Source organism: Nocardia wallacei (genome assembly GCF_029868745.1).
In the GTDB taxonomy this organism is placed as follows: domain Bacteria; phylum Actinomycetota; class Actinomycetes; order Mycobacteriales; family Mycobacteriaceae; genus Nocardia; species Nocardia wallacei_B.
In genome coordinates, this window is the sequence record NZ_JARWOP010000035.1 from 1 (window position 1) to 26261 (window position 26261).

Annotated in this window: 25 protein-coding genes and 4 pseudogenes; 12 read left to right on the plus strand and 17 right to left on the minus strand. The window is 64.9% G+C overall.

Features of this window, described 5'->3' with window-relative positions:
- From QH470_RS01465 to QH470_RS01475, 3 genes are all read right to left on the minus strand, one after another.
- A partial coding sequence (locus QH470_RS01465; RefSeq protein ID WP_280270410.1) for a CBS domain-containing protein occupies nucleotides 1-300 on the minus strand: 300 nt, incomplete at its 3' end.
- 121 nt (nucleotides 301-421) lie between these two features.
- A complete protein-coding gene (locus tag QH470_RS01470) occupies nucleotides 422-1882 on the minus strand; it encodes a SulP family inorganic anion transporter (protein WP_280270411.1) in 1461 nt (486 codons plus the stop codon).
- A 200-nt stretch (nucleotides 1883-2082) separates the two neighbouring features.
- Nucleotides 2083-3375, minus strand: a complete 1293-nt coding sequence (locus tag QH470_RS01475) for an ArsB/NhaD family transporter (RefSeq protein ID WP_280270412.1) — start codon at nucleotides 3373-3375, stop codon at nucleotides 2083-2085.
- A 903-nt stretch (nucleotides 3376-4278) separates the two neighbouring features.
- Here QH470_RS01475 and QH470_RS01480 point away from each other — a divergent pair.
- Both QH470_RS01480 and QH470_RS01485 read left to right on the plus strand, forming a co-directional pair.
- Entirely contained in the window at nucleotides 4279-4917 is a 639-nt protein-coding gene (locus QH470_RS01480; protein ID WP_280270413.1) for a hypothetical protein, read from the plus strand.
- 259 nt (nucleotides 4918-5176) lie between these two features.
- Nucleotides 5177-5658 (plus strand): annotated as a pseudogene (locus QH470_RS01485) (GNAT family N-acetyltransferase); the annotation flags it as partial.
- A gap of 40 nt (nucleotides 5659-5698) precedes the next feature.
- Here the strand turns inward: QH470_RS01485 and QH470_RS01490 are convergent.
- A complete protein-coding gene (locus tag QH470_RS01490; RefSeq protein WP_280270414.1) occupies nucleotides 5699-5926 on the minus strand; it encodes a hypothetical protein in 228 nt (75 codons plus the stop codon).
- A 131-nt stretch (nucleotides 5927-6057) separates the two neighbouring features.
- Between QH470_RS01490 and QH470_RS01495 the strand changes: the two genes are divergently transcribed.
- The gene (locus QH470_RS01495) at nucleotides 6058-6807 is read left to right on the plus strand and encodes a hypothetical protein (protein WP_280270415.1); all 750 of its coding nucleotides are present in this window, start codon (nucleotides 6058-6060) and stop codon (nucleotides 6805-6807) included.
- 106 nt (nucleotides 6808-6913) lie between these two features.
- On the opposite strand, the gene QH470_RS01500 is transcribed toward QH470_RS01495, so the two are convergent.
- Together QH470_RS01500 and QH470_RS01505 are read right to left on the minus strand one after the other, a co-directional pair.
- On the minus strand, nucleotides 6914-9055 hold the full coding sequence (locus QH470_RS01500; protein WP_280270416.1) for a tyrosine-type recombinase/integrase: 2142 nt from the start codon (nucleotides 9053-9055) through the stop codon (nucleotides 6914-6916).
- 335 nt (nucleotides 9056-9390) lie between these two features.
- The gene (locus QH470_RS01505) at nucleotides 9391-10647 is read right to left on the minus strand and encodes a tyrosine-type recombinase/integrase (RefSeq protein WP_280270417.1); all 1257 of its coding nucleotides are present in this window, start codon (nucleotides 10645-10647) and stop codon (nucleotides 9391-9393) included.
- 85 nt (nucleotides 10648-10732) lie between these two features.
- Between QH470_RS01505 and QH470_RS38065 the strand changes: the two genes are divergently transcribed.
- Complete coding sequence (locus QH470_RS38065; protein WP_342228414.1) at nucleotides 10733-11071, plus strand: hypothetical protein; 339 nt, start codon at nucleotides 10733-10735, stop codon at nucleotides 11069-11071.
- Here QH470_RS38065 and QH470_RS38070 read toward each other — a convergent pair.
- The 5 genes and pseudogenes from QH470_RS38070 to QH470_RS01530 form a co-directional block, all read right to left on the minus strand.
- Nucleotides 10967-11182, minus strand: a pseudogene (locus tag QH470_RS38070) (hypothetical protein); the annotation flags it as partial. The gene QH470_RS38065 and the pseudogene QH470_RS38070 sit on opposite strands and share 105 nt — an antisense overlap.
- Nucleotides 11092-11721: a hypothetical protein gene (locus QH470_RS01515; RefSeq protein WP_280270418.1), complete on the minus strand. Its 630-nt coding sequence runs from the start codon at nucleotides 11719-11721 to the stop codon at nucleotides 11092-11094. The gene QH470_RS01515 and the pseudogene QH470_RS38070, both read right to left, overlap by 91 nt.
- Nucleotides 11718-12518: a hypothetical protein gene (locus QH470_RS01520; RefSeq protein WP_280270419.1), complete on the minus strand. Its 801-nt coding sequence runs from the start codon at nucleotides 12516-12518 to the stop codon at nucleotides 11718-11720. Before QH470_RS01520 ends, QH470_RS01515 begins: the two co-directional genes overlap by 4 nt.
- A gap of 404 nt (nucleotides 12519-12922) precedes the next feature.
- Nucleotides 12923-14008 carry a tyrosine-type recombinase/integrase gene (locus QH470_RS01525; RefSeq protein ID WP_280270420.1) on the minus strand — a complete coding sequence of 362 codons (1086 nt, stop codon included), beginning with the start codon at nucleotides 14006-14008 and terminating at the stop codon, nucleotides 12923-12925.
- 420 nt (nucleotides 14009-14428) lie between these two features.
- Nucleotides 14429-14665, minus strand: a complete 237-nt coding sequence (locus tag QH470_RS01530) for a hypothetical protein (RefSeq protein ID WP_280270421.1) — start codon at nucleotides 14663-14665, stop codon at nucleotides 14429-14431.
- 301 nt (nucleotides 14666-14966) lie between these two features.
- On the opposite strand from QH470_RS01530, the gene QH470_RS01535 reads away from it, so the two are divergent.
- Genes QH470_RS01535 through QH470_RS01545 form a run of 3 tightly spaced genes read left to right on the plus strand, consistent with a single transcriptional unit; the run spans nucleotide 14967 to nucleotide 16303 of the window.
- On the plus strand, nucleotides 14967-15239 hold the full coding sequence (locus QH470_RS01535; RefSeq protein ID WP_280270422.1) for a hypothetical protein: 273 nt from the start codon (nucleotides 14967-14969) through the stop codon (nucleotides 15237-15239).
- A gap of 51 nt (nucleotides 15240-15290) precedes the next feature.
- A complete protein-coding gene (locus tag QH470_RS01540; protein WP_280270423.1) occupies nucleotides 15291-15674 on the plus strand; it encodes an RNA polymerase sigma factor in 384 nt (127 codons plus the stop codon).
- Nucleotides 15665-16303, plus strand: coding sequence for a hypothetical protein (locus QH470_RS01545; RefSeq protein ID WP_280270424.1), 639 nt, complete (start codon nucleotides 15665-15667; stop codon nucleotides 16301-16303). Before QH470_RS01540 ends, QH470_RS01545 begins: the two co-directional genes overlap by 10 nt.
- Before the next feature lie 169 nt (nucleotides 16304-16472).
- Here QH470_RS01545 and QH470_RS01550 read toward each other — a convergent pair whose 3' ends face one another.
- Nucleotides 16473-17285, minus strand: a complete 813-nt coding sequence (locus QH470_RS01550) for an NYN domain-containing protein (protein ID WP_280270425.1) — start codon at nucleotides 17283-17285, stop codon at nucleotides 16473-16475.
- 561 nt (nucleotides 17286-17846) lie between these two features.
- On the opposite strand from QH470_RS01550, the pseudogene QH470_RS38170 reads away from it, so the two are divergent.
- The 3 genes and pseudogenes from QH470_RS38170 to QH470_RS01560 form a co-directional block, all read left to right on the plus strand.
- Nucleotides 17847-18284, plus strand: a pseudogene (locus QH470_RS38170) (IS110 family transposase); the annotation flags it as partial.
- Nucleotides 18285-18556: 272 nt separating this feature from the next.
- A complete protein-coding gene (locus tag QH470_RS38175; protein ID WP_425302574.1) occupies nucleotides 18557-18889 on the plus strand; it encodes a transposase in 333 nt (110 codons plus the stop codon).
- A gap of 405 nt (nucleotides 18890-19294) precedes the next feature.
- Nucleotides 19295-19801 carry a MarR family transcriptional regulator gene (locus QH470_RS01560; RefSeq protein ID WP_280270427.1) on the plus strand — a complete coding sequence of 169 codons (507 nt, stop codon included), beginning with the start codon at nucleotides 19295-19297 and terminating at the stop codon, nucleotides 19799-19801.
- 273 nt (nucleotides 19802-20074) lie between these two features.
- Here QH470_RS01560 and QH470_RS01565 read toward each other — a convergent pair whose 3' ends face one another.
- Nucleotides 20075-20986 carry a hypothetical protein gene (locus tag QH470_RS01565; protein ID WP_280270428.1) on the minus strand — a complete coding sequence of 304 codons (912 nt, stop codon included), beginning with the start codon at nucleotides 20984-20986 and terminating at the stop codon, nucleotides 20075-20077.
- 190 nt (nucleotides 20987-21176) lie between these two features.
- On the opposite strand from QH470_RS01565, the gene QH470_RS01570 reads away from it, so the two are divergent.
- A complete protein-coding gene (locus tag QH470_RS01570) occupies nucleotides 21177-21563 on the plus strand; it encodes a MarR family transcriptional regulator (protein WP_280270429.1) in 387 nt (128 codons plus the stop codon).
- A gap of 117 nt (nucleotides 21564-21680) precedes the next feature.
- A pseudogene (locus QH470_RS01575) lies at nucleotides 21681-21866 on the plus strand (hypothetical protein); the annotation flags it as partial.
- 658 nt (nucleotides 21867-22524) lie between these two features.
- Here QH470_RS01575 and QH470_RS01580 read toward each other — a convergent pair.
- The 4 genes from QH470_RS01580 to QH470_RS01595 form a co-directional block, all read right to left on the minus strand.
- The gene (locus QH470_RS01580) at nucleotides 22525-23190 is read right to left on the minus strand and encodes a hypothetical protein (RefSeq protein WP_280270430.1); all 666 of its coding nucleotides are present in this window, start codon (nucleotides 23188-23190) and stop codon (nucleotides 22525-22527) included.
- A 44-nt stretch (nucleotides 23191-23234) separates the two neighbouring features.
- On the minus strand, nucleotides 23235-23471 hold the full coding sequence (locus QH470_RS01585; protein ID WP_280270431.1) for a hypothetical protein: 237 nt from the start codon (nucleotides 23469-23471) through the stop codon (nucleotides 23235-23237).
- Between the two features lie 233 nt (nucleotides 23472-23704).
- Nucleotides 23705-23977, minus strand: coding sequence for a helix-turn-helix domain-containing protein (locus QH470_RS01590; protein WP_280270432.1), 273 nt, complete (start codon nucleotides 23975-23977; stop codon nucleotides 23705-23707).
- A gap of 2037 nt (nucleotides 23978-26014) precedes the next feature.
- A partial coding sequence (locus tag QH470_RS01595) for an IS3 family transposase (RefSeq protein WP_425302573.1) occupies nucleotides 26015-26261 on the minus strand: 247 nt, incomplete at its 5' end.

Genomic DNA, 26261 nt, shown 5'->3' on the forward strand with positions numbered 1-26261 from the left:
GGGCACCTTGATCAACCGCTCGGGAATGACGTCGCGGACCTTCTTGCCACGCAGCTTCGTCACCATCCGATCGCAGGTCGATTCGTCGATCACCCCGGCCAGTGACGGATCGTCCTGCACGTACCGCGGCACCAGGAACCGAACGACCTGCGAGGCCGGAAGTACCGCTTCGGGCCGCCCGTCGGCCGTGGTGACCAGGATGCCGGGCAGTCGATGCTCGGCCAGCAGTCGTGCGGCATCCAGCGCGTCGGTGTCCATGGTGACCACCGGATATTCCTCGGCCATCTGCGATGCGTGCACACCCGCAGGATACGACAGTGCCGGTGTTGATCGCTCGCATGAAAACCGTCAAGATCACTGCGGTGACGGAGAGCCGTACTGGTCAAGCGTGGCCGGACACGCCCTCGAAGGGTCCTTGCCGTCACGCCGGTCGGACGGCTGTCTCCAATCGGTCGCGTTGCGCGTCGTCGGCGAGAGCTGTCAATCGGTTCTCGATGTGCACCGGGAGCTGTTCGATACTGACCTGAATGCCTTCCCTGTGGGAGTGGTCGATGAAATACAGCAGCGCACGGGCGCCGGAGGTGTCCATGTAGGTGACCTTCTCCAGGTTCAGTGACACGTCGGTCCGGCTGTCGCGGAGGGAGGAAAATACTCTGTCGACCGACAAAAACGACAGCGGCCCGTCGATACGATACGTGTCGGAGTCGTCTTGCGTGACAACGGCCTTGTGCCGCCGGGACCGGAGCAGGTGGATCAGCAGCGACAGTGCGATGCCGGTGGCGACGGCGATGGTGAGGTCGACGACGACAGTAATGATCATCGTCGCGAACAACACGGCCATGTCTCCCTTGGGAGACACGTGGGCTTTCCGCATGGCTTGCCAGTCGAACATGCCGACTGCGGTCAGAATCAGGATCCCCGACAGCACAGCGAGCGGAATATATTGCACGGCGACGCCGAGTCCGGCGACGAAAACCAGCAGGACGATACTGTGGATGGCCGCCGACACCGCGGTGCGGCCACCGCTTCTGATGTTGACCACCGACCGAACCGTCGCGCCGGCACTGGCCAGGCCACCGAACAGCCCACTGGCGATGTTGCCGATCCCTTGCCCGACGAGTTCTTTGTTGCTGCGGTGACGAGTGCCGGTGATGTTGTCCATGACCACAGAGGTCAACAGCGAGTCGATGGAGCCCAGAACCGCGATAGCCAGCGCCGACAACAGCAGCTGCACCACCAGCGACCCACTGAATTCAGGGACGTCGAACGAGGGCAGCGACTCCGGAATCGCACCGATGTAACCGACTGCCTTGTTGATCGAGAACGGACCGATCTCGAGCCCCCGCAGCCACGGCTCCAACAGCGGCAATATCGCGGTGGTGAGGAGAAGGACGATCAAGCTCGCCGGGATCGCTTTGACGAGCCTGCCGAAAACCAAGAGCAGGAAAATGGTGAGTGCTACCAGCAGAAGACTGTCCCGCACTTGATCCAACTCGCCGCCGATGATGATGAGCGCTATTCCGCCCATGAACCCGGAAACCACCGGATGCGGTATGTAGCGGATGAGCGAGCCGAGCCGGCAGAGCCCGAAGACGATCTGAAATGCGCCGGCCATGACGAACGCGAGGAACGCTGCCTCGAGACCGTGTGCGGCGATGGTCGCGGTTGCCACCACGGTAATAGGGCCCGTCGGGCCGGTGACTTGGCCGGGGGTTCCGCCGAACACGGCCGCGAAGAATCCAGCGAAGATCGCGCCGTAGAGACCGACCAGCGCACCTTGCGAGCTCCCGGTCGCAGTGATGCCGAAGGCGATGGCCAGTGGCAACGCGACGATCGCCACGGTCAGGCCTGATAAGAGTTCTCTGGCGAATTTTTGTATCACGGGTCGAGCACCTTCCGGCCATAGCGGAAATTCGAACCCGATCCGCTGTGGGCCGAGCTGCCGACCAGCCTTCCCGGCACTCCTGACTGTCAACATGCCGTAAAGACCCAGCACAGCGCAACCCCTTGTGCGCGCGAGAGGCACCGGCAACCGATCCCGCACGCCGACCGATCCCGCGCTACTCCCGGTATCGGGAGTCGTCATCCCCAGAAGAAGTAGCGCAACCACAGGTAGGGAGCGGCGATGGCGATGGTGATCGCTGTGACGATCGCACCCTTGCGGGTGAACTCCCAGAAAGAGATCGGGGTGTCGGCGCGTTTCGCGATGCCCAGCATCACCACGTTGGCACTGGCGCCGACGGCGGTGAGGTTGCCACCGAAGTCCGCGCCCGCGGCCAGCGACCACCACAGCACGTGGCCGTCTTGGTCGATTCCTCCGGCCAGTTCGGCGACCAGCGGGCTCATCGTCGCCACATAGGGGATGTTGTCGATCACGCCGGACAGCACCGCTGATACCACCAGAATCAGCATTGTGGCGACCAGCGCATTCCCACCGGTCGCGTCGACCGCGAGCCGCGACAGGTCTTCGATAACCCCGGTTTTGACCAGCGCGCCGATCATCACGAACAACCCGGCGAAGAACAGCAGCGTCTCCCACTCCACCGCCGACAGGTACTCCCGCTGCGGCACACCGGAAATCAGCACCAGCACGCCGGCTCCGAGTAGCGCCACCACCGACGGATCGACGTGGAACAGCGAGTGCCCGATGAATCCCGCGAACACCCCACCCAGCACGAGACCGCATTTGATCAGCAACCTCGGGTCACGGATCGCCTCACGTTCGTCCAAGGCCATCACATCGGCAGCGCGCGCGGGGTCGACGGTAAAGCTGCCACGGAACAACCAGGGCAGGATCACTGTGAAAACCGCCAGTTCGATGACCACCAAGGGCGCCATGTGGACGAGGAAGTCGTTGAACGTCAGCCCGGCGCGGCTGCCGATGATGATGTTGGGCGGGTCCCCGATCAGGGTGGCGGCGCCGCCGATGTTGGACGCCAGGACCTCGGCGATCAGGAAGGGTGTCGGATTGATGTCGAGACGGTCGCACACCAGCAACGTCACGGGCGCGATGAGCAGCACGGTGGTCACATTGTCGAGGAACGCCGACGCCACCGCCGTGATGAGGGTCAGCAGGATCATCACCCGCAGCGGAGAACCCTTGGCGCGCTTGACCGCCCAGATCGCGGTGTACTCGAAGACACCGGTCTGCCGCAGGACCCCGACGATGATCATCATTCCGAGCAGCAGGAAGATGACATTCCAGTCGATACCGGTGTCGTGGGAGAAGAAGCTGTCGGCCGACCCGACGACCCCGAACGCCAGCACGATCGCCGCACCAGCGAGTGCGGCGGTGGTCTTGTGGATTCGCTCGGTGGCGATCAGCACATAGGCCACAGCGAAGACGACGACTGCGGCGATCGCGGAGGCGGTCACCGACCACACTCCTCGATCAGATCGGTGGGGCGATCTGGATGCGAGTTCACCAGCGCCGCTCCGACATCCGCACCCGCGGCCAGGCCGGCTCGACTCCCTTCGCCGCTGGATCCTCGACCAGCCACTCGGGGATGGCGTCGCGCACCGTCTAGCCCCGTGAGTCGGCTACCACGTGGTCGCACATCGGCTCGTGTGCCAGCCTGACCGGCCACGAATCGTGGCGCGCGTAGCGCGGTACCGTCAACGGTGTCATCTGCGCCGCCGACACCACTGCGTTGGGGCAGCCATTCCCGTACGTCGCGACTACGCCGAGCAGCCGCGCCGGGGCTAGCGCATCGGCTTCCATCCCCGCCAGTGGGAAGTCCTCGGCCATCTGTGAGGCATGACTCCCCGCAGGGCCGGGCTCGGCCTGGGCCGGGCACCTGTAGTTCCGTCAAGGTCATTCCACTGCAGTTCACCCAGCGCGCCTTCCGTCGGTCTGACCTGCCTCACCCGAGGTCACGGGCACGACTCGCCGACCAGACTTCCCGGCACACCGAGCAGTAAAGATGCCGTAAACACCCGCACCGTGGCAAATCGGCTCGCGGATAACCGGGAGCGACCGTCACCGGATACGGTGGCCCGAGGGCAGTTTGCAGCTGCCGTGTGATCATCTCCCCAGGTGATACCGTGGTGTGGTCGGCCGCGTGCGTGGTGTTTCGGTATTCCGATGGTCGTCCAGTCGTTCGCCGATGCGAGCCAGGTATTCGACCGACGGTGGGGTGGCGATCCACGTTCGCCGCACCGGTCAACGGGTGTGAACAACTTCTCGGGCTGAGGAGAATGGTTCAGTCGGATCCACGGCGTAGCAACGAGGTTGAGCTTCCGCGGTTCGTATACGGGAGGCAGGCAAGCGATCTCGCGTTGACGGGTCGCGACCTGCGCGCATACTGGGGTTTCCTCTGTGCGGCAGCGCTGAGCCTCGCCACTATCGTTCTCCTGTTTCAGCCCTGGCTGGTCGCGCAGGGGCCGAACGGGCGGGTGCTGGCAAACGCCTTCGGCCGGACGCAGAGCCCCACCGACTCGAATACCGCGCACACGTGGGGCGAGGGCGTGCACCCGACGCACATCAGCGCCGCCTGGGGAATCCTCACCGCCGCTGCGGCGATCGCCACGGTCCTCGCTATCGTCCTGTACCTGCGCGAGGGGAGCACCGCGCTCGCCCTGCTCGTGCTGGGCTGCAGTGCCGGGCAGGCACTGTCGGTGTTCTGCACGCTGCTGTACCTCAACGGCAAGGGGCCGACGTTCCAGACTGTCGTAGAGGGTTCTCACACCGGTGGACTGCGCGATCTGCTATCGGGCAACGGCTCTTCCAATATTCGCGACGTCGCCAGTGTCAGTCTCGGCGCCGCGGCGATGCTCGGTGGTGTCACCGCGCTGGGCTCTGTCCTGATCGTGCTGGTCTCCAGCATGCCGATCCGTGGCAACGGTCAGGCCGTCACCGAACTGCCTGCCGAACGCGGTTCAGACGCTCAGGGTAAGCCGACCGGCACGGGTCCGTGACGGAGATAGCCAGCGGCCCGGTGAGGCGCCGATCGCCCCACCAGCGGGTCAGTGCTGTGAGCACGGACGATACAACATTGCCCCATCGCCACCCCGGCCGCGACCCAGCCCGCGTAGATCACCACTGGATGCCGCGCCAATGCCACTACCGCGTGCGCGGCCATGTTGGAAAGGGAACCGGTGGTCATCACAGTCCGGGGACCGACCTTGTCGACGGTGCGGCTGACCGGGATCCCGGTGAGTGCGGAAGCGCGGCCTGGACAACATCCCCGACGATGTCACCGTCCGCGCCCTCGACGACGCCGGTCGGGAAGCGGTGCGCCGCGTCTACGGCGAAGGCATCGCCACCGGATATACCACCTTCGACACCGCCGTTCCCGGCCGCGACGACCTCGACGCGCGATGGCTGCCTCGGTCACCGGTGGATCGCCGAAATCGACGGCCAGGTCGTCGGCTGGGCTGTCGCCAGCCCGGTCTCGGGCCGTGACTGCTACCGCGGCGTTGCCGAACCTTCGTCTACGTCGCTGAGGGCATGCGCGGGCGCCCTGCTCCACACCCAGGTCATCGCGCCGACGTCGGCCTGCGGACCCTGCAGACCTCGATCTTCCCGAGAACCACGCCAGCATCGCCCTGCGTCACCAAGCCGGCTACCGCACCATCGGCGTGCGCGAATGCATCGCCCAACTCGACGGCCACTGGCGCGACAACGTCCTCGGGCGACGCAGGGCGGCGTTGACCTGCTGGGCCTTCTGCGACGACACCTCCGTGATCGGGTTGTGGGTTATTCGTTCGGCCGGGCGCGTTGCAATGTCAGCATCGTCGGACCGGTCGGTGTGAGGCGGGCCAGGCGTTCGGTCTGTTCGCGCTTCTGCTGCAGGAATGTCAGGGTGAGGTCGATTCCCTCGATCTCGCCGAGCCACTCCTCGCGTTCGGCCCGGCCCCGGCGGTCGAGGAGGTCTTTCTCGATGCCGTCGAGGCGGGGCAGCATCTTAGGGTTGACCGCGAGCATCGGGCAGCGGATGCAGGCTTCTCTGAACTTGTTCGTGCACGAGGTTTGGTTCATGGGCCGCTTGGGGCGGGAACCGATACGCCTGCCAGATGATCTGTTTGGGCGCAGAGCAAATGCGGCAGGATAACGGTGTGCAGGAGCTTCAGGATCTTGGAATCAATCTTCTGGCTGCGGGAATCGCGCTCGGTGTAGGGCTGTCGAGCAATCAGGCTCGCAGCCGATGGCGAACGCGAAGTACTCGATCCTTCTGGAAACCGTTCGCGAACAGTGGATTCCGAGTGATCACCCCGATCCACCAGGTTGGCGAAGTCCAGACCATCGAACGAACCGAATGGGTGGGCCTGGGCGATGTCGTCGCCCTGGTCACGTTGCAGGAGACGGTGAGCGCTCTGGGGATCAGCAAACTGGTTGTGCGGCCGTCAAACAGGCTGAACGATGACGACTGGCGCAGCAACCTGATTCTGATCGGCGGTCCCGGGACCAACGCTCTGACGGCGGACGCCTTGGCGCGGCTCAATGTCAATGTAGGGTTCGGCAGTCTCGCGCCACCCTCAAGAGAGCGTTCGGCGGTGCATGACCGCCAATCAGGTCAAACATGGTCCAGGATACGTACTCCCGACGGCAAGAAGACTCGCACTGACCACGGCGTCGTGGTTCGTGCCAGCAGCCCGTTCAATGTCAGCAGCACCATCTTGATCCTCGCTGGCGGAACAGCGTTCGGGACCGCAGGGGCGGCCAGGCTGTGCCAGAAAGCCGAGTTCCTCGCGCACCCGGCGGTGCGCTCTGGAGGCCCGTTCGAAGCCGTGTTCTCCGTAGACGTTGCCGGCGGTGCCCCGCGAGAGGTTGAAGCAGTGCTCGTTCGGGCGCTGCCCCAGCCGTAGCCCACCGTCCTGCATGCAAGGCCTGACGGCAACGGCGTCACGCTCTCAACGCGAAACGGCCCTTCGCATTCGGCCGGAATCCGTTGTCATTCGCTGAACTTAATTCTCATGGGGCAGAGGCCCTTCCGGAGATGGCATCGAATCCGGGGATGCCAAGTTCGGTAGCTGCCGTGGTTCGCTGGAGCGTGGCGTCGATCTGGGCGAGTTTTTCGTTGACGCCGCTGTAGCTGACCTGCAGGCCCTCGACTTCACCGAGCCAGCCTTCGCGTTTGGCCTCGATGATGCGGGCTTCGAGATTGTCTCGGATCTCTTCGAGCCTGGCTCGTTGGACCGGGTCCGGTCTCAGGAGTGAACACCGGACACATGCGTGCTCATGAATGCACGGCGTGGAAAATGCTCGCGCGCAGGTCCCGACGGACACCTTCCGCTTTTCGAAGTGGGACAGGAATGCATCCCATTCTTCGTCGGTCGGAGTGCGGTATTCTTCGCCGGGCCGAACGGACCGGCGGCGCGCGATGAAAGCCCGGTGCGCCTCAATCGTTTCCGCAGGGTAGACGGCCTTGTAGCCCATGGTCGTATCGATGCTCTTGTGACCGCAGATGACCTGCGCGATATGCGGTGGCAGGCCGTTCATGATGGCGTCGGTGACGAAGATTCTGCGGAAGTCGTGAGGGCTGAAGGTCAGTGGGTCGCCGCTCGGGTCGGTGAGCCGGGTTGCGGCGAGGGCGTTGATGAGCAGCTTGCGGATCGCGGTCGGGGTATAGGCGCGGTGTTCGTTGCCGATTCCGCGCTGGAACAGCACTGGCATGGGCGGGTTCCAGATTCTCTCCCTGACGTCGTAGGAGACGATCAGCGGGATGGAGCCGGCCGGGTTGCGTAAGCGCTGCACGATGGTGCTGAGAATGTCGGCCAGCTCGGGGCTGACCAGGAGAAGGCGCTCGGTGTCGGTCTTGGACGGTGCGATCTGCAGCAGCGGCACCAGCTCGCCCGTGCCGGGCAGCCGATACTCGGTGATGCTGTGGTGAGACAGTTCGAGTAATTCCTCGCAGCGGATGCCGGTCAGCCGCAGGACCTCGATGGTCGCGAACGCCCAGAACGCTTCCTCTTCTTCGTAGGACACGTTGCGCCGCTTGCCGGTCGTGACCTCCTCGGCCCAGACGAATCGCCCGATCGCGTTGGGAACAACAGCTTTTCGCAGTGTCCCGGCCGTTCCGTCGATGATCGCCCCGGGTTCTGCCGCTTGTACTGCGGCCAGGAGCCTGGCCGCTGCCAGCCGCCGGTCGTTGACGGTGGCCACGAGGATGGGCAGGACGGGCAGCCGTTCGCGGGTGCGCTGGTCCATGCGGGCCTTGCGGTGCTTGCGTTCCTTGGCCTTCTGAATTTCGGCGTTGGTGATCGGGCAGGGCGCGACCCATGGTCCCCAGCGAGCCGGGTCCTCGACGGCCCAGTGCGCGATGTCGAGGTAGAGGGCCCGCACTCGCATCAGTTCGTCTTTCAGGTTCAGCCGCGGCACCGGCACTTTGATCCGTTCGCCAGTGCTGCTGATCGTCGTGCGTTCGACGGTGCCGAGGCCGTGTTTCCAGTCGCGCATCACGTCCGTCGGGATCTGCAGGGTGTCGATGCCGGGAGACATTGTCTCGATGCGGGCCCAGAACAGGCCGGCCAGCGTCCTCGAGACCGCGTCGATGCTGGCGAAGTCCAGGGACGGCTGCCGTTCACGCAGGTAGTCGATGAGCAGGCCGCGGATCGGTCGGCAATGGATGCGGTAGCGGTCGACCAACTGCTCGATCGTCAGCCGTCCACCGGCCAGCCCGAACGCGCGGACGCTGTGCGGCGAGTGTTCGCCGAAGACGCCTATAGAGCGCAATCGGAGATAGAAGTCGACCTTCTTCTGTCCGCCGCGGGTCTGGACTCGGCGCATGGTGTCGACCAGTTCCGCGCAGTCACCGACGGCGATGTCGGTGATGGTGCCGCCCTTGCAGGCCAGGACTACGGCGATGCGGGTCGTCGCGATCTTCGCGTCAGCCTGGGAGCTGGCCGGTCCGGCGGCGGCCAGCTCGGTCAGCCGAGCGAACCCATTCGGATCTCTGACCTGCGCCATCACTGTTGCGAGATACCGGTGAGTCCGGGTCAGCATCCAACCCATGCCGGGGCGGAGCACATCTCCGCAGATCAGCATCAGCAACCCGGACGGCAGATCGGTCGAGTCGTAGGAGGTGGTTCCGCCGTGCGCTGCCAGCCACGCCATCGGCAGCTTTATCCATTCCGCTCCCGGATGCTCCTCGGCGCCGCTGACCTGCCAGCGATCCTGCCAGGTGTCACCCGGGAACGACGACAGCCACCGCAGTATCTTGGTCACTCCGCGTCGTCGCCCGGCCCGGGTGCCTTTCGCCGTGGGGACGAACGGTGGAGCGGTCAACCGCTGCTGCACCTGCTCGGCTGTCGCTGCCGTGTGCGGCCACCATCTCTCGACGGGCCGTGGCGGAAATTCGGTGCGCAGCTGACCATTTCGCGGCCGTTGCTCGGCGGCGACCGTCGCGGCGGCGGCGAGTGGTTTGCGGGTGCTGTGCTTGACGATGGAGGTCACAGGTTCCTCCCGAACAACACGCTCATTGTCTGCGGGTCGTAGCCGGGTGCCGGCGGTGGCGGCACCGGTTTGTCGCGCTGTTCGGCGGTGCGGGCATGGTGGGCCAGCACTCCGGCGATCACCTCGTCGGTATTCGGGGTCAGGTAGATTTCGGTGGTGGACAGGTGCGCATGTCCCATGACCAGCTGCACGTCGCTCAACGTCAGCTGCGGATCGCGAGCCATTCTGGAGGCTGCGGAGTGGCGCAGATCGTGCAAGGTCCAGTCCGAGCCGAGGCCAGCGTTGGCGCGCTCGAACATCCGATGCGCCGCATGATAATTCAACTGCCGCCGCGGTCGCCGAAGCGTCCACCACACCGGCTGGACGCGGCCCCGAGGGATCTGGTCGTGCAGTTGTTCCTGATACAACCGCAGCCAGACGAACGCATCCGCCGACGCCGCCACCTGTTGTGCGGCGCGAGTTCCCTTGCGCACCACGGTGATCAGTTGCTGGCCCGGGTCGACGTCGCAGTTCCGCAGCCCCAGCAGCTCCGACGCCCGCACCCCGGTCGAGATCCAGAACGCCACCAGCGCCCGGTCCCGATGCGACCCCAATGCGGCGAACAACTCGTTGAACCGCTGATCGGGAATCGCGCGGGGAATCCGATGCGGAACCTTCGGCCGGTAACGGCCCACCCGTTCGCGCGCACACCCATCCATCGGATTGTGGTGCGCGTGCGCTCGCCGGGAACGCCGGGATGGATCGAGCGGGAATGGATTCAGGATCGGCCCGGTGCCCGCGTCGCGGTGGAAGTCGTAGAAGCCCCGCAACACCGTCTCCGAGTGCGCCACCGTCGCAGGGGCGTACCCGTCCACCAGTGCAGGCTTTCCAGTGATCGGATTCGGTGCTCCCGCAACACTATTCACCAAACCAGCACTGCTGGAACGATCGACGTGACGACGTTGCTTCACCGTCAGCTGGATCCAGCAACTGAAATCGCGAGCCTCGACCCGAGTCGCGCGGTCCCAGCCGATATCGACCGCATGCAGGAATCGCCACCACCGCAACAGATCCATGCCATACGAACGCAACGTTGTCGCCGACCGCCCCGCCGCGAACAGCTCTCGCAGAAACAACGCCACCGGTTCGACCACGACCCCGCCGCCATCCAGCAGTCGATACGGCTCGGAGTGTTCGCCGGTGGCCTCCAACCGTCCCGAACGCGGCACCATCAGACTCGCGAGATCGCGGTGGTTCTCCTCGGATTCGATCACGCGGGCAAGCTACCGACCGGGCCCGAACCACGTGCCCCCCGACCTGCCGAACCCCGGGAGTTAGTTCAGTCAATGGAGCGTGCTCGTGCTGGCAGCCGGTGCCGTATGGCCTGGTGCAGCCGCCGAGTTCGACTTTGCGTTTGTCGAAATGTTCGACGAAGTCGTTCCACTCGGTGTCGGTGACACCGCGATATTCCTCAGCTGGCCGCAGCCGCCGTCGCTTGTCGAGATGTGCTTGGTAGTGGCGCACGACGTCCTCGTCGAAGACGGTGACGTAGCCGCGGAAGGTTTCCAGGTTGAGGTGGCCCAGCAGCGCCGCACCGATATGAATGGGCAGTCCGCTGTTGGCCAGCTCGGTGGCGAACAAGCGCCGGAAGTCGTGCGGTGTGAAGTGCAGATCGCGGAAGGCTGGATTCGTCGATGAGAGTTCGCGGCACGCCTTTTTCAGCCAGTCCAGGACGGTGGTTCTTCCGATGACTTTGAGCAGACTGCCGACGCGGCGCTGAACAGATAGGGCATCGGCTCGTCGATCCAGACGCGCTCGTTGTCGTCGTACCGGTGAACCAGTGGGATCGCCCGGCCACCGGCGGTGTGCCGTTTGACGATCTGCGCGATCACGTGGAACAGCTCGGCCGACATCGGGATGACGCGTTCACGGTCGGTTTTGGACGGCGCGATCACCAGCAACGCGATGACTTCACCACCTGCCCGCCGGTACTGACGGATACTGAGCTGGCTCAACTCCACCAGTTCTTCGATCCGGATCCCAGACAGCCGTAGGACCTCCATGGCCGCCCATCGCCAGAACAGCAGCTCCTCGGCGGAGGTGACGTTGGTGACCTCGCCGGTGTCGAGATCGCGCAGCCGGACCGACGTGTGTTCGGGGTTGGTGCGATCGTGGCCGGAGATGATCCGCTCGTAGCGACGGCCGTGATGGGTGACCGGACCGGACTCGACGGCCGCACCCGCCGCCAGCAGAGCGCGCACCCGCTCGTATTCGGTCTCGACATGCTCGACCAGCGCCGGCAGCAGCGGCTGCCGCTCCCGCATCCTGTTGTCGATCCGCTCCTTCACCCGGCGCCGTCGAGTGCCGCCGCCGCGCAGCTCCCCGTACGGAATCGGGCCACGGCGCCGCCCATCGCGCCCAAGTCTGCGGGGACTCGGCGGCCCAGCTGTGCAGGTCGGCGTAGAAGCCGCGGATGGTCATCAGAAGACTTTGCGGATTGCTGCGGCGTGTTCCGTTCGCGCACCAGTTGATCGTTTCGCGCCACTGCTCGTAGGTGGTCTGGTCGATGGTCAGAGTGCTGGGATGAGCGGGATTGATGGTCTCGATCCGGGCCCAGAAGTGTCCGGCCAGCACGCGGGCCATCGAGGCTGCGGTGATCGGAGTCGAGCATCCGGCGGGTCAGGTAGTCGATGAGGAGCTGGCGGATCTCGGGACTGCGGAGCCGGTACCGGTCGATGAGCTGCTCGACGGTGGGCTGTGGGTTGAACACGAACGCCCGCAGGGTCGGTGGTGTCGACGGCGGAAAGTGCCCCATGGTGTGCAGCAGCTCCCAGGCCACATTGCCCGCGATGCGATTGGTCTTGCCGCGCGCGCCGGGAGTCACTGCGTGACGGCGGCATTCGTAGGAGTAGTGCAGCAACGCCGACGGCGTCAGGTCGGCCAGCGCGACTCCCTGCGTCGTCAGCGCACAGCACAGGTCCAGCAACGCGCGGACACGGTGATACCGCATGATGTGGGCGCACGTTTCCGCCTCGGCGAAGACCTTGTCGAGCAACGGATCTCGCTGCACCGAGCGAAATACGGCCGGGTAGTTGATCAGCGTGTACGAACGAAAGCCGGGCACCGAGGGCTGCACGATCCGCATCGCGAACAAGGTCGCGATCCCTGCGTGCAGACTTTCGCGCTGGCAGGACCGGCCGCCGGACAACGTCTCGGTGAGGGGGAGTGTGGCGCTCGTCGAGCCCGGCGGCCAGCCATCGCTGCGTCCACGTCGTCCCGTCGAAAGTCTGCAGGTACTCGAGAACGAGGCGCAGCCCGCGCGTCTTCTTGTTACGGGCCGATCGCGCCTGTCCGGACCATACGTCGTAGGCGGCCTCGAGGATTCGGTCGGCGGGCGCCGCGACGAGGTCACCGCACGGTCGCGGTGGATCCGCCGGTGCGGGAGCGGGTTCGGCCTTGAGATCGGTGCAGAAGCGAGTCGACAGACCATTCGCGTCGAGGTGCCGCCCAGTCGGGCGCCGACTTCGCGCCGGTGAAGGCAGGACCGGATCAGCCACCGAACACCGCCTGTATGTCGTCGGCGCTGTAGCCGACCGGGTACGACACCGTCGGCCGCGGCCGCGCGTAATGCTCCTGCAGCCGATCGAACATGTCCTCCACCCGCACCCTGGTATAGACACTCAGCGTGGACAGGTTGGCGTGCCGCAGAATCCGCTGGACCTCCACCAGCGTCAATGCCGGATCCCCGACCAGACGGATCGCGGCCGTATGCCGCAGATCGTGCAGCGTCCAGTTCGTGCCCAGCCGATCGTTGGCCCGCTGCAGCACCCGCCGCATCGCCCAATACGACAACGGCCGCGCCTCTCCACGCAGCGTCCGGAACACCGGTTCACCGGACGCTGGCAGGCCGTCCTGTTCCAGATATCGTGCGAGATACACGAACGCTTGCGGGTCCGCGGGAATGTCCTCGCGCGCTCGGCTGCCCTTCGAAACCACCCAGATCCTCAGCCCGCCCCAGTCGACATCCGGCAACTCCACGCCCAGCAGCTCGCTGGCCCGCGCCGCGCTGGACACATAGAACAGCAGCAACGCCCGGTCCCGGTCGGTGCGCATCGCGTCGAACAATTCGTCCCACAGCCGATCCGGTATCGACCGCGGCTGCGTCACCGGCACCTTCTGCCGCAAACGCGCCCGCCGCACAACAGGTTTCGGCTCCCACGGACTCAGATGCGCGAACGCCCGACGGCGCTCCGCGGACTCCGGCACCGGATTGATCACCGGACCGCGATCGAAACTGCCGTGATAGGCATACATCCCCCAGACCGCCGACAGAAAATGATTGATCGTCCGCGGCGCATACCCCGCCCGCAACAACTTCTTCCCCGTCCGAGCATTTACCGAACCCGCCGTCGGGCCTCCGGCGCGGCGCCGCTGCCGCTGCGGATTCGGTGCCGTCCGCATCCAGCCGACGAGCAACGCCACCTCGGCTTCCGACGCCTGCTCCCAACCGATCTCCAGCAGCCACAGCAGCCGGAACCACCGCAGCAAGTCGAAGCCGTAACTCTTACACGTCAACGGACTCGCATCGCTCAACGCCAAATCCCGCAGGAACCGCACCGCCGGCTCCACCACCACCTGACGCTCATCCACTACCACAAACGGCGGCAACTGCCCCGGCCCAGCGACCACTGCACCGAGCCGCGGAAGCTCAACCAAGCCATTCATCACACGATCACGCAGATCATCCGACACACCAACTCCTTCGTAGCCAACAGGACTTGGTGCAGTCAACAGAGCAGTTCGGCGAGCTGCAGGTCACGCGGCAATGCCGTGACCGAACCTCGCCGTCCGTGGTCGAACATAGTTTCGAATAATAAGGCATCATCTGTCGATCTGAAGCGCGGTAGCCTGTTAGTTGCCGAACACTGGTCTCGGGGACGAGTGCGGCCGGGACCCTCTCCGGTCGTCGACTCGGGCCAGTTCACAGATGCTGGCCCGCTGGGGCTGTTGGAAGAACTCGTGAGCAAGAACAATGTGTCCCGTTTGCCAACGCGGCTAGACGCCGCCCAGCGACGCGTCATCGATCAGGTGCAGGCAGCGGTCCGCGACTACTTCCACGTCCGCGAGCAGGTGCAGGAGCAGCTCGCCCAGATCGACGCGGCACTCGAGGCCGGCGCCGCCGAGCAACTCGGCGAGGGCACCTCCACGGCACTGAACGAATCGATGACGACCGTCCAGGGCCGACTCGTGCGCCTGTGCACCCTTATCGAGATCGCACAGACAGCGGTGCACGAGCCTGTGCTGAACGCCTCCATCGCAGCGGCAGTCACCCCGCGCGGAGTCGAGCCGTCGCCGGGACCGCAGAGCAGCGAGTCGGGCACGCCGGTGGGCGCCGAGGAGCCGGCACAGGTGTCCAGCGTTGCGGACCTGGCCGCGCTCGGTGCCGATTCGATCGTCGTACAGGGAACGAATGCGGTTTTCGGGCGGCCCCGTCCGTACCAGCGTGGCGAGGACGGCCGCTGGTACGGCTACGGCATCGCCACCGGCGGTGTCACTTCCGAGAGCTTGTGGAGGAATGGGGAGAATTTCACCGTTGCCCTCCACAGTGACCGGCCCCGTCACCGTCGGCACCACCGAATGTCAGCGCCTCGAGGCCGAGGGCGGCTTCCGGAATTGGCTGGCGCACAACGACGGCCACGGCCGCGTCAGCCTCACCCGCGACGAGGTCGTCGTCGACCTGCGGTACTCCACCGCCACCGGCCGCGTCACCAAAGCCACCAGAACCCGGCCGAACGGCGAGGTCGACCACGCTGCGGCCGTCGGCAAGCTCGGCACCGTCCTGCGCTGGTTCAAGGACGACCGCTGACACCATCTCGCACGAGCCGGAGCCGGTGCACCGGCCCGTACTCGGACGCAGGTGCGCCTGTGCGCCGGCCCGACTGTGCCCGTCGCCCTCTACACCGACGCTGATGTGCCGTTGCATCGCGGCCCGACCGATACCGCCGGTCCGGCCGAGCAGGTGCTGCAGGAGCAGGAGCTACGCCGGCTCCTGCAAGCGCTGACCCTGACGTTGTCGCCGACGGAGTACCAGCTTGCGCTGATGGTGTGGCACGTCGGGCTGTCCGACCGCGAGGCGGCAGACATCACCGGCATCCCGGTAGACACAGTCCGCTCTCACAAGAGGAGAGCACGGAAGAAGATCGAGGCGATGATGAATACCGGCACGGGTCCCAACGAGATCACCTTCGACGCCGATATCCATGTCCTCAACCCAGACCAGGGAGACGAGCGATGGGCATGAACGCCGAACAGGCCCGGCCACCGGCCAAACAGGTGCCGATCACCCAAGCCATCCACCACCTCGACCGCTTTCTCACCGAGCGGGTCGGCACCTTCACCAACGACGTGGACACAGGGCTGGCCCGGCTGAAAAACAACCTGCGGGACCGCACCGCGCCCGCCGCCGAGCAGCGCCCGCTGCCCGAACCGGCGCCCGGGCAGGCTCATGCCGAGCGTGCACGCCGGCGACGTCCGGACAGCTTGCGGGAATGGATGGACACCCATCCCGCGTCGGCGTCGAGGTATCTGACGGCGCTCGAGGCGACCCCGTGGCGGATCACGAGTGTCAATTCTCCCGGATTCGCCGCACGGGTCGCGGCGGCCGGGCTCGATGGGGACACGTGGCTGGTGAACTGGCTGCCCGAGGTGGCGTTGACCCGCCGGCAGGTATTCAGCGCGATGGTGCTCGACGAAATCCTCATCGCCCACGACCTCGACAGCGCCACCATGCTGCAGACCATGAACGACCTCGCCGCCGACCTCTACCTGCCCCTGGAGAAACTGTTGCGCCGCCTGGCCTCGGTCAAGAACCCCCAACCCCCGCCACGGTGGATGACCAGAGCATGGCAACTGAATACCAGCTGCCGGTGAGCCGGTGCCGAAAGACGCTGGGACGCTACGCAATTCCGGGCTCCTGGTCGCGGTCGGACAGTGGCAACTGCGTCGCATCCCCTGCCGGTGCGTGGTCGCCGAGGATCCGCAGGCAGGGACCGCAGGTGACGTCTCAGTTCGTGGACACCGCGATTGCGAGGCCAGCCGGTCAGTGGGGTTTGTTGCGCAGGTAGGTGACCTTCGGCTTACCCGGGCCGGGACTGCGTTTGCAGACGTCGAACAAGCCGCAGGCGACGACGAATTTGCCGAATTTCGCGTGTCCGTAGCGTTTGGTGTCGAATCCGGGGATGCGTGTGGCGGCTTTCGAGGCGAGGGTGGCCTGGTTGGTCCAGCCGTCGGTGTCGGCGGCCTCGTGCACGATCTGCCGCAGCTGGTGACACAGAGCGGTATCCAGGGCGAGGGGATTGTTCTTGGTGACCTTCGGTGGCTGCGGCGGAGTGGGCGCGGACCGTGGGCGGGGTTGGGGCTTGGCCGGTCCGGGGGCCGGCGTGGGTGTGGCGCGGGCCGCTGGGATGTCGAGGTAGGTGAAGTGGGTGCAGGCCGCAGTGAAAGGTTTCGGGGTCTTGTTCTCGCCGAATCCGTGGACGCGGCAGCCGGATTCGCGCAAGCGCAGCGCCAGACCGGTGAAGTCGGAGTCGCTCGACACGAGCACGAAGGTGCGAATCCCATCGGCGTGCAGCAGGTCTATTGCGTCGATGGCCAGCGCGATGTCGGCGGCGTTCTTGCCGGTGGTGTAGCCGGACTGCTGGATCGGGCGAATCGCGTAGGCGGTCACCGGGTTGCGCCACGGGGCGAGGCTCGGCCGGCTCCAGTCGCCGTAGGTTCGCCGGATCTGAGCGGTTCCGAACTCGGTGGCGGCAGCAAGGACGATGCCGATCCGGTGCGCGGGAACGTTCTCCGCGTCGATCAGTACCGCCACCGTGTCGCGGCTGTCCCATGAATGGGTCTCACCGGCCGGCATCGCCACGGTAGGGCGAGAGGGTGGCTGGTGGAGCGGGCGGGGAACAATCGGCGCCACCACGGGCCGTGGTTGTCGTGGATTCCACTCATCGGGCCGTGCGGTCGACCAGTGCTGGTCGTGCGGGGGTCTTCCGCAGGGCGTGGGCGTTCGTGTCATCGCAGGTCTCCGTCGTGGCGAGTGGGGTATCGCTTGGTTCGGTCGGCGGTCCTGGGAGCCGTTCTCAGTCGATGATTCCCCACTGCTGACTCCGAGGGGGCTACGACTGTGATGATGAATGGGTGCCGCCCCGGGGTGATGGGATGACCCGCGTTACGACTGGCCGCGAGTGCCTTGAGTTTGATCTGTCGACCATCGCCGGGGCGGTGCTTGCTGCCGCCGAACCGGCGGGGCGTGTCCCGATAGGGGCCTTGCCGTGAACAAGGCACCGTCACAGTCCTGACCGCCCACTCGGCCCGGCGGCGGCCAGCTCGGTCCCCCAAAAGCCGATCAGGAGACAGCCGACCCGTGCCCAGCATCCCCCGTGACGACCGCTCAGGCCAACCCGACACCGGCGAGGAGACTGTGATCCTCGGCGTCGACACCCACAAGGACTTCCACGTCGCGTTCATTATCAGCACACGGGGACAGTCACTGGGACACAACCGATTTCCCACTACCGCAACCGGATACCGGCAGTTGCTGAACTGGGCCCGTGGTTTCGGAACACTCGAGCGAGCCGGCGTCGAAGGCACCAGCTCCTACGGCATCGCGATAACGCGCGCCCTGCGCGCTGCAGGGATATCAGTTCTCGAAGTCAACCGGCCCGACAAGGCTAATCGGCGGCGTCGCGGCAAAACCGACGTCATCGATGCCGAAGCTGCGGCCCGTGCGGTGCTGTCCGGTCGCGCGTCAGCAATCGCCAAAACCGGCGATGGAGCTGCGGAAATCCTCCGGATGCTCAAGACGGCGAAGGATTCCGCGATCAAGTCTCGCTCGCAGGCGATCAACCAGCTCAAGGCGATTATCGTGCGCACCGACCCGGCACTGCGTGAATCACTGACTGGATTGAGCAACGCGCGGTTGGTCCGTCGCTGCGCCGAACTCGACTGCAACGCACCCACCACCAGCACCGTTGCCGCGGCCTACACGCTGCGGTCGCTGGCACGGCGGATCCTGGCCCTGACCGAGGAAGTCGAAGATCTCAACACCCACATCGCCGCCGCGATCACCACATCACATCCAGCACTGCTCGACTGCTACGGCGTCGGTCCCGCACCGCGTCCACGCTGCTCATCGCGGCCGGCGACAACCCCGACCGTCTCCGCAACGAGGCATCGTTCGCGGCGCTCTGCGGTGTCAGCCCGATCGAAGCCTCCTCCGGCAAAACCAGCCGTCGACGCCTCAACCGCGGCGGAGACCGCCAAGCCAACTCCGCCCTCTACACCGTCGTCATCGCCAGATTGCGCTGGGACACAACCACTAAGAACTACATTGCCCGCCGCGAAACCGAGGGCAAAACCAGGCGTGAGGCCATCCGATGCCTCAAACGCTATGTTGCGCGCGAGCTCTACCGGATCATCACCGAACCCGAATCAGCAGCCACCGCACTACCCACAGCCGCTTGACATCCATAGGGGCATCAAACTCGCCACCACCTACCGTGGCGGATTCACGCTGGCCCTCATCGTGGAATGGCTCAAATCATTGGGAGACACAACCTAGCTCGGCTCCAGGAAATCCGGAGACTGCGCCACATCCCCGTCGACGTGAACCTCCGATCACGCTGACCAACTCGAGTGGAGGGGCTTCGATCTCCAAAGGTCAATGTGCGACGTCTATCGACCGGGCGATCATCGGATAATACGCACCGATAGTTGGTGATGGCTGGGCGATCGGTTGATCGGCGGGACTCGGAGAAGCCTTGGAGCGACTTTGAACTGGAGCTGATGCGATAAGGCTGAGTTGTCGGCTGGCCGGATGCCGCCCTGGACCCGCATCTGGACTCGGTTGCCGTATCATCGGAGTTACGTATGAGCTGGAGGGCTGGTGGCATGAAGTCCGAGTCGAAGGTGAGTAAAGCGCGCGAGCGCCGGAGGTTGGTGACAACCGTCAAGCAGGCGCTGCGGGACTTGCGCGTTCAGCTGTCCGTGCTCAATCACCAGGTCGGCACTCGGATCGAGCTCAAGGACGTCGATCTGGATTGCTTGGACATCGTCAACCGCTACGGCGGCCTGAGCCCGAGCGCACTCGCCCGCCTCGCGGGGTTACATCCGGCCACTATGACGGGCATCCTCGACCGGCTCGAGCGTGGCGGCTGGGCCGTGCGTGAGCGCGATTCCGCCGATCGGCGGTTGGTCACTGTCCGGTCGGTCCGCGACCGTAGTGGGGAACTTTTCCGGCATTTCTCGGGCATGAACGCCCTGATGGACGAGTTGTGCGGTGAGTACAGCGATGAGCAACTCGCTTTGATCGCAGATTTCCTGCAGCGGACCACGGGAGCGGGCCGAGAGGCGACCGACCAACTGGCCGCCGGCTAAACCGGTCGGCACGGATCGGCGTCTCGGCGAATTGCAGGTGGTGTGCGGAGCGGTGGCATGGCGCCGGAGCCTGCGATATCGAGGCACTGCCCTCTTACCGGTCCGGGGCCTTGCTGATGTTGCGCCGGTAACCACGCGGCGTGACCGCGTCACCCGATACGGCCACGATGAGCGGAGTCTCGTTCCTCATCAGGGTGCGATGCGTTGGTGCCGTGGTACTTCCGCGGAAGGTGGTCGCTTGCCAGGCAGCGGGCGACCACCGTAATCACGCGATCAGCGTCTACTGAGGCTGCCGGTGCCGAGGATGAAGTTGCCGCCCATTTCGTCGGTTCCGGTCACCATCGAGGCTTGACGTCGACCGTCGGTGGTGATGGTCCAGGACCGCAGGGTTATCGCGGCGGATGAGGGCCGCGTGCACGTTTGGACGGCGGGGTCGAGCCGGGCGGTATTTCCCCGCGCCAACAGCGACCATATGCACCCGTCATCGGTTCGGGCAGTGATTCTGTTGTCGTAGTCCCGCATGATCCGCACGCTCCCTTGCTCCTGCGACTGCTCCATGGAACGGCTGCCGTCAGGGGCCGGTCGGACCGTGGCACGCATGTTGGTCCCGGCGGCGGGGTCGGCGGGGTCGTATGTCCATGTGCCGGTGAACTTCTCCGCGGCGGCGGGGTCGTACTCCTCAGTCTTCGTGCGCACACCGTTCTCCAGGATGAAGTCGTAATCGCGCTCCGGGCGGTGGGTCTTGGCGCGAATGGTCTCCTTCTCCTGGTCGCCGTCCACGGTCACGGTCCATTGAGTGACGGTGTATTCGACGTTCTGGGTGGGGTTGTGGCACAGCTGGGCCGGCGGGTCCAGCTCCAGCGAGGCAGCGGTCGCTTTGAATCTCCAGGTGCATCCGAGGTCCGTGCGGCCGACGACTCGGTCTGGTCCCTCCGCGGTCACCACGAAATCTCCGATCGTGGGAACCTGGGCACGGCCCGGTGCGTCCGACACCGTGATGTTGGTCATCGTGGCGCGATCCGGCTGGGAGTAATTCCATTTGCCCAGGTACTTCTCGACGACCGTGCTTCGTTCGTCGGCCTGACTCGGCTGTGCTGTGCAGGCGATCGCCGCCGTCGCCACCGTCAGTGGCAGCAGGAAGCGACGCACCCATGATGACGTGGTTGCGAGTTTGGGATAGTGCATTTCCGTCCTCCGAGGTGAAGGCCCGTGGGGCGCCACCAGACCGAGGCACCCAAGGGTAGTATGGCTTGGAGATGGATAGATTTTCTAGATATCAGAGTTGCGAAGGAGTTTGAGGTTGTCAAGTGACCGGGCTCGGCTTATCAGGGAAATCTCAGATCGACTCCGGAGTACCACCCTGCGTGCTGCGGAGATGAACCACACCGCGGCGGGAGTGGTCGGGGTCAATCCCACTGACCTGCAGTGCATCCAGTTGCTTCAGCGCGGATCGCTCACTGCTGGTGAGCTGGCGCGCCGCACCGGGCTTACGACGGCCGCGGTGACTACTGTGGTCGATCGGCTGGAGCGGGCCGGGTTCGTGGTCCGCACTCGCGACGCTACGGACCGTCGACGGGTAGTCGTGGAACTCCAGGCGGAACGGGCCAGCGCCGAGATCGCACCGGTGTTCCTACCTGTGGTCAGCGCCTGGCGCGACCTGATGGGCGCGTACGACGTTCGGGATCTCCAGCTCATCGCCGGGTTTCTCGATCAGGTGGAAGGTGCGATCGATGCCGGGATCCGCCGATACCGCGACAGCTGACCTCCATAGCGTGGTCTGCTGATTTGCCCGGCCGGTCGGGTCTGCTGAACCGGCGTGCGGCTCGTCGAGCCGCCCCGAGGCACGGCTATTGCCAGACACGGTGACAGTTGGAAGTTCATGTATTATGAAGTACGTATTCATAGTCATGTGAGGTGCACTGTGCGTCGATCTGCGTTGACCGAGTTCCTGCAGTCGCGGCGGGCTCGGATCGCCCCTGAACAGGCCGGATTGGCCGACGTCGGCGGCCGCCGATGCGTAGAGGGACTGCGTCGCGAGGAGTTGGCACACCTGGCCGGGGTCACGTTTCGGTTACGCCCTCCATATGGCTTTACCTGGCAAAAGTAATTCTAGCCGCCTGTTACCAGCATGTTTGCGCCTAGCTAGGATCGCACTTGTTTAGCGTCGGCGGCATTCGGCCCGCCGCGTTCGCGTTCCTCTCGGTCGCCGCAGGTCGAGCCGCTTGCGTGAGTTACTGGAACGGGTAGCGACGTGAGGCGCGGGCGGTCCCCGGCGCACCCTGGAGGCCCAGGGAACGAGAACACCGAAAGCGCGCCGTGAATACCTGCGTGCAGTGCGGGGATGAGAGTAGCCCTCCAGCATGGCATTGTGCTGGAGGGCTGCTCCGAGAAACGAAAGGAAGGTTCGCCTTGGGGGTGTGCGTTCCGGTCCCGGATTCAGATGCCTCTGTGTTTACGGACGGGAACGGGGACGCGCAGCCCCTACCGTGTCACGGAATCACCTGCCTGTCTGCTGTCGGTGGTGCGGTGGTTGGGTGCCGAGTACCCGCGTGCCCATGGCCAGGCGTGCGTGTTACTGGCCGTGCTTGCCTTCACCGCCGGTCTCGTCGTCTTCGGGGTCGAAGTCGTGGAACATGCGAAATACACCTCCTTCCAAGGGGTTTCGAGGGTCGGGGTTCCTCCCGGCGACGTTGCCGGGAAGCCTGAGAGGCCGCGATGGCAAGCTAGGTGCCGGGATCGGTTGTGCCGGTGGGTGTTTGGGGGTGGCTGAGTCGGTGGTGAGTGGGGTGTCGGGTTCGTCGCCTGCGGCGGGTGGGCGTGGTGGGGTGAAGCGGTCGAGGTGGGTGGGGTCGAGGGCGACGGCGGCGGTCCACAGGTAGCGGTGGATGCCGGGTGGTGGGTAGGGGGTTGGTGTCGGCGTCGGTGTGGACGGCGGTGAGTTGCTGGGTGCCGTGGTATCGGATGAGGTCGCGGCGGTTGCCGGTGTAGTCGAACAGCAGGGCCGCGCACATGCCGCGCGTGCCGGACTGGCTTTCGAGGGTGGGGTAGGCGTCGGGGTCGGGTCCGGTGTCGACAGACACCAGTCCGTCGTAGGCCAAGCCGAAGCCCCACAGTGGTATCGGGGCGGTGAGCCGTAGCGCGTGGGCGATGCGCTGATAGGGGTGCATGGTGGGCAGCGGTGCGACCTTGTCGACCGCGTATGCCTTGATGCCGATCGTGGCGTCCGAGGCAGTACCGAAGGAGTAGACCACGGCACCGGTCTGGCAGTCGTGGGCGGTGAGCATGTACATCATGGCGGCGCGCAGGTGCGGCTCCGGTGGTAGCGGCGCGGGATGGCGCGGCCCGTCCGGGTGATCGGGCAAAGCGGCAGCGGAGGCGGGGTCGGTCATGCGTATTGCCTTGTCTCCCAGCTAGTTACGTGGTTCTGAGTGTGTCAGCGTGGCGGGTGGTGGTGGGCGTTGATGCGGGCTTGCTGGTGAGCGAGTTGGGCGCGGCCGGAGGTGGTGATCTGCCAGACCAGCGGTTGCCCAGCCTCGGATTCGTCCTCGTCGCTGGGTTTGATCCGGGCGGCGTCGCGGTCTTCGAGGGTGTGGAGGGTCCACTCGATCAGGCTGGGTGGCTTGGCGAGGGTGCGGGCGAGCGCGGCAACGGTGCCAGGCTGGGCGGCCAACTCGTGAAGGACTGTTGCCTGAAAGCGAGTCAGCGGAGCATTCGGCGACGGGGCGGACCGGGACGGCATGGGGGGGCGGAGAGTCCTTCCGGGGTTGGGGGTGGTTTTCGTCGTGGATGCGGCGGGTGATGTCGGCAACCGAGCGGCCGGGCGGGATGCGGCGCGGCCACCACCGCACACCCAGCCCGAACACCACCAGGGCACCCAACGATGTGAGGGCGAACAGCGCGAAGTCAGACACGACCCGGACGAGACGCACGGCGGGGATCGATCGCGCGGGCGGCAGCGAGCACGCTGGCGGTGACATCGGCGGCCCCGGCGGTGCGGCACCATTGCTGGATTTCCGGGTCGGTCGGCAACTGGTGGCCCTGTTCGATCCGCCAGACTTTGACGTGGTGCCAGCTCAGAGCGCGAGCGAACTTCGCGATGGTGTGGCCGGTCGCGGCCCGCAATCCGCGTAGCCGTTGGCCGAATGCACGCCGCGCCTGCTGATCTCGCGCGGCGATCTCCGCAGGTGAAGGCTTGAATCAAGGCACCAGCAATGTCAGCAGTGTCGGCTGGGGCGCTCCGCTGAATGGCGGCCGCGGCGTGGCTGTCGCTTCCGCGCTTTCGGTATGACGGGCAGCGAGCAGAACGGTGTGCCGCCTGAGTTCCGGGTAGTGGAGCCGGACAGAACTGAAAGAGGTGTAATGCAAATACCGCACGGCTCGCGGCGACGGGTGCGAGCAGTTCGGGCAGTGCGCGGGCGGTGGCACTCACCGGTCACGTGGGCCCGGATTCTACAGCCGCTCACTATGACCTGACGGTAACCGGCGCCCTCCTGCGAAACCTGACGGCAACTGGGCGAAGTCACTGGAGAAGCCTTCTCGCACAGGTGCATCGTCGCGTCTCGAGAATCTTCTACGGCCGAGGTGCTCTCGAGGACTGGCAGGAGACCTGAAGATGGAAATCGATAATCGCCACATGATCAATGTCTTCAACAAGGTTATTGCCCCCTGCAACGTGTCGGGTGCAGTGCTGGTGGGTGGTTCCACATCACGCCGACCAAAAGAGCAGTTGCCGGGGTATTGGTCGACGCCAACGCGATCAAGTTGGTTCGATCCCTAGACTTCAGAGCCGCCCTGTCCCATACTATATGGGAAAGATGTAGTATCGGAGTCGTATCAACCTGACCCGGGGGGCCATGCTCCCGTGGGTGACCGGGAGGCCATAAGGCGGAACCCAATATAAGAGCCGAACCCTGCGTGGCTATGACCCGCGACGGTCGGGCTGAGCGTCATCGTGTCGGTTCAGTCCAGATTGCGTTCGATAGGTGTCTACGCGTGGTCCGGTTTCTATACAACTGGACAGTTTATTCAATTTGAATCTTCCTCACCGGTAAGGTTGATTCACCAACGAGGCATGCGGCTAACTGATTTGTATCAATCATGGGAGATGAAATGCGTAGCTCACTCGTTGCGGTCACCTTTGCCGTTCTATCGGGTACTGCATCGACCCTCGGTGCCGGTTCGGTCGTGGCGCAACAGATGCCGTCTGCTCAGCATAGCGAAATCCGGATGGCAAACGGAAACTGTGACGTCATGTACAAGAAATTGATCGAGATCTGTGGCCAAAAATACAAGAATATCGATGAGAGAAAGCGGTGTCACGATTCGGCCCGGGCCGACTATAGGAAATGTATGGCAAGTCAATAATTCTTTGGCAGGCCGTCTTCGGCTGCGGGTATCCCACATCGGCCGACCGTATACAGGTCCGAGTGATTACCCCGAGTCCCATGGATCGCTCCCGCATGCCTGAGAAAGCTCGACCGACGGCCCCAGCCCGGCATCGGCCATATGCCGGTGGTCGGCTGGGTGGCGGAGGTTGTCCTCGATTGCTCATGACCGCGTCGGCGGCGTCCGGAGCGGTCGCCCTGGTCGTCCTTCGCTCAGGGTGGTTCTGTGGAGCCTAGGTTCGGTGGACCATCCTGCGGTCAGAGCGCTGGTTGGCGAGGGGTGAATGCAAGAGACTACTTGGGTCGGTCGCTGGCCGTGCTCGAGGCTGATCGGCCGCACATTGTTGGCATCGTTGGCGCCGCGCGGCATTCTGCGAGCTCGAAATTAGGATAGCTATCCTCCCAACTCCCCGATAAGGATTACATGCTCATCGCAAGCTTGATTATCACAGGTGCCATGGCGGTTGTCCGGGGCTGGCGCAAGCGCCGGAACCGCGAACCAGCAGATGAAGGTATTGCTCCGATAGGTTAGTGCCTTGCTGACGGTCGTATCGGTCCAATTCTGTGCCGCGGCGGCGTTCGTTGCACGGGCTCCGGCCAATGTGGTCATGAAAACGGTTGTGGCACATCTTTTCGGTAGTGGTTCCTTCGTCGTGATTCCAGCTACACGATCGGTGGGTTTGCGCGGTGGACGTGGCAGTCTTCGTCACTGATAACGTTGCCGACTTCGGGCTGACAGGGTTCTCGACCGCGAACGCGCTGCGGGACGAGCTGGACAATCCTCCGGACGCCTGGCGGGTGAGGTTCCCCCGCTGAGCCGGAGAGCGGATTATCTGGTTCCGGCTGGAACCCGTTGATGGTAGCTGGCCTCGTACTCGTCCGGTGATCGCCAATCCAGCTTCTTCTGGATGCGTTGGGTGTTGTACCAGCCGTCTATGTAGGAGAACAAGGCGTTCTCCGCGTCTTCCCTTGTGCGCCAAGAGTTCCGGTACACCAGCTCGGTCTTCAACGTAGAGAAGAAATTCTCCATGAGCGCATTGTCGTAGCTGTCTCCGACCGAGCCCATCGACTGCGCA